Annotated in this window: 6 protein-coding genes; 3 read left to right on the forward strand and 3 right to left on the reverse strand. The window is 64.5% G+C overall.

Annotated features, from left to right (window positions below):
* A partial coding sequence (locus WA944_RS05470) for a TetR/AcrR family transcriptional regulator (RefSeq protein WP_526646502.1) occupies positions 1-403 on the reverse strand: 403 nt, incomplete at its 3' end.
* Between the two features lie 102 nt (positions 404-505).
* Here WA944_RS05470 and WA944_RS05475 point away from each other — a divergent pair.
* From WA944_RS05475 to WA944_RS05485, 3 genes are all read left to right on the forward strand, one after another.
* Entirely contained in the window at positions 506-2,242 is a 1,737-nt protein-coding gene (locus WA944_RS05475; RefSeq protein ID WP_526610464.1) for a GMC oxidoreductase, read from the forward strand.
* 525 nt (positions 2,243-2,767) lie between these two features.
* Complete coding sequence (locus WA944_RS05480; RefSeq protein ID WP_526375384.1) at positions 2,768-4,306, forward strand: SulP family inorganic anion transporter; 1,539 nt, start codon at positions 2,768-2,770, stop codon at positions 4,304-4,306.
* Between the two features lie 217 nt (positions 4,307-4,523).
* Positions 4,524-5,132: an FkbM family methyltransferase gene (locus tag WA944_RS05485; protein WP_526610466.1), complete on the forward strand. Its 609-nt coding sequence runs from the start codon at positions 4,524-4,526 to the stop codon at positions 5,130-5,132.
* Here the strand turns inward: WA944_RS05485 and WA944_RS05490 are convergent.
* On the reverse strand, positions 5,108-5,986 hold the full coding sequence (locus WA944_RS05490; RefSeq protein WP_526610469.1) for a hypothetical protein: 879 nt from the start codon (positions 5,984-5,986) through the stop codon (positions 5,108-5,110). The genes WA944_RS05485 and WA944_RS05490 overlap by 25 nt on opposite strands.
* 263 nt (positions 5,987-6,249) lie before the next feature.
* Positions 6,250-7,275: glycosyltransferase 87 family protein (locus WA944_RS05495; RefSeq protein WP_526646504.1), on the reverse strand; the 1,026-nt coding region annotated here is incomplete at its 5' end.

The following is a 7,275-nucleotide window of genomic DNA, read 5'->3' on the forward strand; positions in this document are numbered from 1 at the left end:
CGGCGACCAGGACGATCAGCGGATGATCGTCGCTCTCCTCGGCCGGCGGCCGGGTCGGGGAGAAGTGCAGCGCCAGAAAGTCTTTGAAGAGCAGCTCGCCGAGGCGACGTTCCAGGTCCATCACCAGATCCACCGCCGCGCGCAGCGTCGACGGAAGATCTGGCTCCGACTTGGTGAACTGGGCGAATCGCTTGGCGATGCGGTCCTCTTCGCGCCGCTCGAGTTCGAGCAGCACGTGTTCCTTGGTCTGAAAGTGGAAGAAGAAAGTGCCGTGAGCAACGCCGGCTGCCCCGACGATCGCGCCGACGTCGGCGTCGGCCATGCCGGACCGCTTGAACTCCGCGACAGCGGCGCCCATCAGTCGTTCCCTGGTCTGCAGGCGTTTCGCGTCGCGAGCCGTCATCCCCTCCACCGTCCGGTTGGCCACAGTCACCGACATTAGCTGCTGGGGTGGTTAGGGTCGCCTCGCTAGCAGGTTACCGGTGGGTAAGTTCATAATGTTCTGATGAGGCCTGACTATGACGTCGTCATCATCGGCTCGGGGTTCGGCGGCAGCGTGAGCGCGCTGCGGCTCACCGAGAAGGGCTACCGGGTCGGTGTGCTGGAAGCAGGCCGCCGGTTCACCGACGCCGAGTTCGCCAAGACGTCATGGAACCTGCGCAAGTTCCTGTGGATGCCGCAGCTCGGGATGTACGGGATCCAGCGCATCCACCTGCTGCGCAACGTCATGATCCTGGCCGGGGCGGGAGTCGGCGGCGGCTCGCTGAACTACGCCAACACGCTGTATGTGCCCCCGGAGCCGTTCTTCAACGACCCGCAGTGGCGCGACATCACCGACTGGCGTGCCGAGCTGATGCCGCACTACGAGCAGGCCCAGCGGATGCTCGGTGTGGTGACCAACCCGACGTTCACCGATGCGGACCGGATCATGAAGGAGGTCGCCGACGACATGGGTGTCGGTGACACCTTCGTCCCGACGCCCGTCGGCGTGTTCTTCGGCACCGACGGCCAGAAGATGCCGGGCAAACGCGTCGAGGACCCTTACTTCGGTGGTGCCGGCCCGGCCCGCACCGGTTGCATCGAGTGCGGATCCTGCATGACCGGATGTCGGTTCGGCGCAAAGAACACTCTGGTGAAGAACTATCTGGGGCTGGCCGAATCCGCTGGTGCACAGGTGCATCCACTGACCATGGTCAAGGGTCTCGAGCAGCGGGCAGACGGTCTGTGGGAGGTGCGCACCGCGCGCACCGGGGGCAAGCTGCGCAGGCGCCGCAAGACGTTCACGGCGCGCTACGTGATCCTGGCGGCCGGTACGTACGGCACCCAGAAGCTGCTGTTCAAGATGCGGGACACGAACAAGCTGCCGAAGCTGTCCGACCGGCTGGGCGTGCTGACCAGGACCAACTCGGAGTCCATCGTCGGCGCAGGGCGTTTGGCGGTCGGTGACGACCTCGACCTCACGCACGGGGTCGCCATCACGTCGTCGATCCACCCGACGCCGGACACCCACGTCGAACCCGTGCGATACGGCAAGGGGTCCAACGCGATGGGTCTGCTGCAGACGTTGATGACCGACGGCGCCGGTCCGCAGGGCACCGAGGTGCCGCGGTGGAGGCAGTTGGTCACTACCGCGCGGAACGATCCGCGCGGCACGTTGCGGTTGTTGAACCCGCGCCGGTGGAGCGAGCGCACCGTGATCGCGCTCGTCATGCAGCATCTGGACAACTCGATCACCACCTTCACCAGGAAGACCAGGTTCGGTTTCCGGGTGCTGGACAGCAAGCAGGGTCACGGCGAACCGAACCCGACGTGGATCCCGGCAGGCAACGAGGTCACCCGACGGATCGCCAAGAAGATCGACGGCGTGGCGGGCGGTACCTGGGGCGAGTTGTTCAACATCCCGCTCACCGCCCATTTCCTCGGCGGTGCGGCAATCGGCGATAGTCCCGAGCACGGCGTGATCGATCCGTATCAGCGGGTGTACGGCTATCCGACGCTGTCGGTGATGGACGGTGCCGCGATCTCGGCCAATCTCGGTGTGAACCCGTCGCTTTCGATCACCGCCCAGGCGGAGCGGGCGGCGTCGCTGTGGCCGAACAAGGGCGAAGAGGACCTCCGTCCCGCGCAGGGCGAGCCCTATCGGCACCTCGCGCCCATCGCTCCGGCGCATCCGGTGGTCCCCGCCGACGCCCCCGGTGCGCTGCGCAACCTCCCGATCGAACCGGTCACTTCGGCGGGGTAGCTGCCCGGCCGGAGTATCGAGGCGATCCACGCGGCACACACCTCCACCCCGTAAGCGGGTGCTGATCGCCTGGTTTCAGGCCGAGACCTCGCGCGGGCCATCGAAGAAGATGGCATTCTCAGCCTCAACGACCTGTAGCGATTTCGACCGTTCGGCCGACAGACTGCCGAACCGATCGCCGTTAGCGTGTTGCCGGGGTTGAGCTGGTTGCCGGTGGCGCCGATCTCTTTCCACGCGTACGGCGATGGTGCGACAGCCGCATTCGAGGGGTGGCGGTGTGTCGGATCCGCGTCCGGGGGAGTACGCGTTGGCCGACCGGTCTCCCGGCGCACTGGTGACTTGCACCACGAAATTTCAACTCATCCCTCCGGTAAGGGTAAAGTTCCCGGAGGCAGCCCTCGCGGCGTCGTAGTTCCCATTCTCAGGTGAACCTTCCGCGAGACGTGCATCGGTGCACCTGCCTCCACGAAACTCATGGTCACCCATAAGTGGGTGCTTTTGTGCTGCAACCTGATTGGAGTGTTCTTGAACAAGCGAGAGGCTGCGACTGCCCCCACAGTCCGCGAGGCCGGGGACCCGAGCACGTCGGTCTGGGCTGCGCTGCGCTCTCCGCGCCGACTGCGGACCGAGGTGCTCTCCGGACTGGTCGTGGCAATGGCGCTGATCCCCGAGGCCATCTCGTTCTCTATCATCGCGGGTGTTGATCCCCGGGTCGGGTTGTTCGCGTCGTTCACGATGGCGGTGACGATTGCGTTCGTCGGTGGGCGCCCGGCCATGATTTCGGCGGCCACGGGAGCCATCGCGCTGGTCATCGCGCCGCTGGCGCACCAGTACGGTCTCGACTACTTCATCGCGGCCGTCATCCTCGCCGGTGTCCTGCAGATCGTGCTCAGTGTGATCGGCGTGGCCCGGCTGATGCGGTTCATTCCCCGTAGCGTCATGGTGGGCTTTGTCAACGCACTCGCGATCCTGATCTTCCTGTCCCAGATGCCGCATCTGCTCGGCGTGCCCGCGCTGGTGTATCCGTTTGTTGTCGTCGGTGTCTTGGTCATGGTGCTCCTTCCAAAGCTGACCACCGCAGTTCCGGCGCCCTTGGTGGCCATCGTGGGTCTCACCGGTGCGGCCGTCATGCTGGGCGTGGACCTGCCCAACGTCGGCGACCAGGGCGAACTGCCGTCAAATCTGCCGAGCCTGCTCATTCCCGATGTGCCGTTCTCCATGGAGACCCTGACGATCATCGCCCCCTATGCGCTCGCCATGGCGTTGGTCGGTCTGCTGGAGTCCTTGATGACGGCCAAGTTGGTCGACGACATCACCGACACCCACTCCGACAAGACTCGTGAAGGCTGGGGCCAGGGCGTCGCCAACGTGGTCACCGGCTTCTTCGGCGGTATGGGCGGGTGCGCGATGATCGGCCAGACCATGATCAACGTGAAGGTCTCCGGCGCCCGTACCAGGATCTCCACCTTCCTGGCCGGCGTGTTCCTGCTCGGGTTGGTTGTCGGTCTGGGTGATGTGGTCGGGTTGATCCCGATGGCGGCACTTGTCGCGGTGATGATCATGGTGTCGGTGGCGACGATGGACTGGCACAGCATCGCCCCGTCGACTCTGCGGCGGATGCCCCGCAGCGAGACCCTGGTGATGGTGGCCACCGTGGCGGTGACCGTGTTCAGTCACAACCTCGCCTACGGAGTCATCGTCGGTTCGCTCACGGCGATGGTGCTTTTCGCCCGTCGTGTGGCCCATCTGGTGACGGTGGAGCGGGCCGAGGAGACCAAAGACGTTGACGGGAATGTGATCAGCGTGGTCTACCGGGTGACCGGGGAGCTCTTCTTCGCGTCCAGTAACGACCTCGTGTATCAGTTCGACTATCTGGGCGATCCCGAAGCAGTTGTCATCGACATGTCGGACTCACATATCTGGGACGCCTCCACGGTGGCGGCACTGGATGCGATCACCACCAAATACCAGGCCAAACACAAGAGCGTTGAGATCGTCGGACTGAACCAGGATTCCGCCGATCGTCACGACCGGCTGTCGGGACAACTCGGCAGCAGCGAGTAGGAATTGTGCGCGCGTACTGATTCATATCTTACGTAAGGGTAGAGTTGTGTCTTGGGGCCACTCTGCGATCTTTGCCACCGCGCGTGAACTCCCTCGCAACCGCCGTTGCGTGCCGCGAACTCGGTGTTGACTGCCGGCGCACGCAGGGCGGCGTTCATCGAGTCTGAAGGTCCGAGGCCTGGCAACGGTGGTGCGGGCCGGCGACGTCTGTTTGGACGTGGGAGCGGAGTACGGCCTGTACTCGGTGCCGCTCGCTTGTCTGGCCGGCCCCAGCGGGCGGGTGGTCGCGGTGGAACCGACCCCGAATCTGGTGCGGCGGTTGCGTATCGCGGCAAGCACGCTCGGTGCTCGATCGATGACAGTGGCTCCAGTAGCTCTGGGAGCGCAAGCAGGTCATGGGTCCTTGTCTGTGCCGCGTCGCTGGAATCTCCCTGTTCACGGGCGGTCCTATCTCATGGACGGTGCCGTCCATGAGGGGCCCAACAGCGAGTTCACCCGTGCGGTAGCACTTCCGGTTCGTGTGCAGACCCTCGACGGGTTGTGTGACGAACTGGCTCTGGACCGTCTGGATTTTCTCAAGATCGACTGCGAGGGAGCCGAGTTGGCGATCCTCGCCGGTGCCGAGATGGTCTGGCGGCACCGCCCCACGATCATGCTCGAGATCGAAGATCGTCATCTGGGTCGCTACGGCAAGACCGCCGCCGATGTCTTCAACCTGTTGTCCGACCGTGGGTATGAGCTCTACGGGTGGCTCGGCGAGCGATGGAAGTCGCTCACCGGCCCACATCACAGGTTGCGCAACTATCTGTTCGCGCCGGCGAGCTGACTGACATCACTCTCCGCGACATCGGCTGCCAATGGCACAAAGTTGTTGTTCCACAGCACCAGCGGCGGCGCCAGTAGGAGAATCCACGCAGACGGTTGCCCCGCGAACCGCTGGACATCCTGGTATCGGGACGCCAGTATCAACGCCCCGGCGACCACAGCCGGAAACGAGGTCAAAGCCAACACGCGGGTCTGATCCTCGGCCAGCACGCCGCCGATCATCCAGATGGCCGCCCCGGCCGCCAACATCACCTTCTCGCGTGGTTCCCACGATCTCCACACGTTTCGTAACCCGAGAGCTGCAAAAATCCACAAGCCACCCAAAGCCGACCACAGCAGCACCGGGAGTGCCCCTGCTGCGGACGACACGAGGTCGAGGCCCTTGCCGTCGTCGAGAAGGTAGGAGAACCGGTCCCCCGGCGCGGCGCCGGCCTCAGACAACACCAGTTCCAGGAGGATTTTGCCCGCTGCGAGGCCGGCAAGAAGAGGAACAACACGTGGTGCCCACCTGGCGCCGCGCCAGAGGGCTGGAATGAGCAACAGCACCACAATTCCCACGACTGATTGCTCGAAGTTCTGGAAGCCGGCCAAGGCCGCGGCGGCGAACTGCGCTCGGTGGCCGCGATTGAATGACATCAATACCAACGTCCACGCCAACATCGAGAACGCGTCGTACATCCCGACCCACAGGAGCAGCACGGGTGTGATCGGGGCCAGCAGCAGTATGCACCCGGCGAGCATGCCCTGGTGTGCGCCGACCCGTCTGAACAACCAGACCGCGAGCAGGACGGCGACCAGCAGCAGGCAGGCAAGGTGGAGAATTAAGAACACAGTCTCGTTCTGGGAGGGCAACACCCGGTACACCATCTGGCCAAGCGGTACGCGCAGGGTGTATGCGAAGCCGGGATCTATTGTCGCAGAGGGCCAATCACCGGCCACTGTGGCGAACCCGTGCAGATTGGGAACCTCGCGGGGGCTGGTGCGCCAGAGTACCCACGCCGCGACTGCGAACACGATGGCGCTGCCGAACGCGTACCGGCGAATTGCGGATCGCCGCGAAAGCTCACTCGACGAGGTCGTACCGGAAGTGCTGGGTGGATCATGAAGCGGGGTGGTGGTCATCGAGCACCGGCAAGGACCTGTTCAGCAGCCGGCGGAGTGGCATCAGGCGAATCGCGCTCGGCGGGACGCTGCCGAGCCACCACCGCCGCGGCTGTCAATAATGCCGCGGCAGTGAGGAACTGAGCGCTGCCGATGAGGTTGAGTGCGATCTGCTGCCACACTGCCTGTGGCCCAGCAGTTTCCAGGACGAAGTGCGGGCCGATGAGAAATGCCACCGCGGTCGCCGCGAGCAACGGACGCCATGGCCGATACTGGGGCGCGACTATCAGCGGCAGCAGGATGACACAGTAGACCCAGTGGTGAGTGACTGCGATCGGAGCGGCGAGCAGAACCGCCAGCGCCACTACGCCGAGGGCCACCACGTGTTCGCCGTTGCGCGCAAAGCGACGGGCCGCCCAGAACGCCACGAGCGCAACCGTGAGAGCGGCTAGCAGCCAGACGATGTCCTTGACCGTACCGTCGAGGCCGAGTCGCGCGAGCGGGCCGGTGATGGCCTGGTTGCGGCGGAACTCGTGGCCACCGGCACGGTCGTCACGGAAGAACTCGCTCGTCCAGAACCACTTCCAGTCGGTCGGCCGCAGCCAGAAACCCACCGCAACCGTCGCCATCAGGACAGCGATAGCGGCACCGATCGCTTTGGTGTCACGTCGCGCCAGCAGGAACAAGCCGAAGCCCGCGGGGGTGAGCTTGATGGCGGCGGCGAGCCCGATACCGACACCGCGCATCGCCCGGGGCACCGCCCGCAGGCAATCGGAAACAACCAAGGCCATCAGGATGATGTTGACCTGGCCGAATGCGAGGTTGGATCTGACCGGTTCGAGTAGCAGTGCCGGCCCGAGGATCAGTAACGCGACAAAGCTTGGCCGGCCGACGTTCAACCGCCACAGGCAGACACACAGTGAGGTTTTCTCAGTAGTTTCCCCGCTGGAGAGTTGATAGGACGATTGCGGCAGCAACGATCTGGCCAATTCTGGTTGGGCACAGTCCGATTCGCCGAAGACACCGCCAGCGTACTTTGAGTT

The organism is Mycobacterium sp. (assembly GCF_049683355.1).
GTDB lineage: Bacteria > Actinomycetota > Actinomycetes > Mycobacteriales > Mycobacteriaceae > Mycobacterium.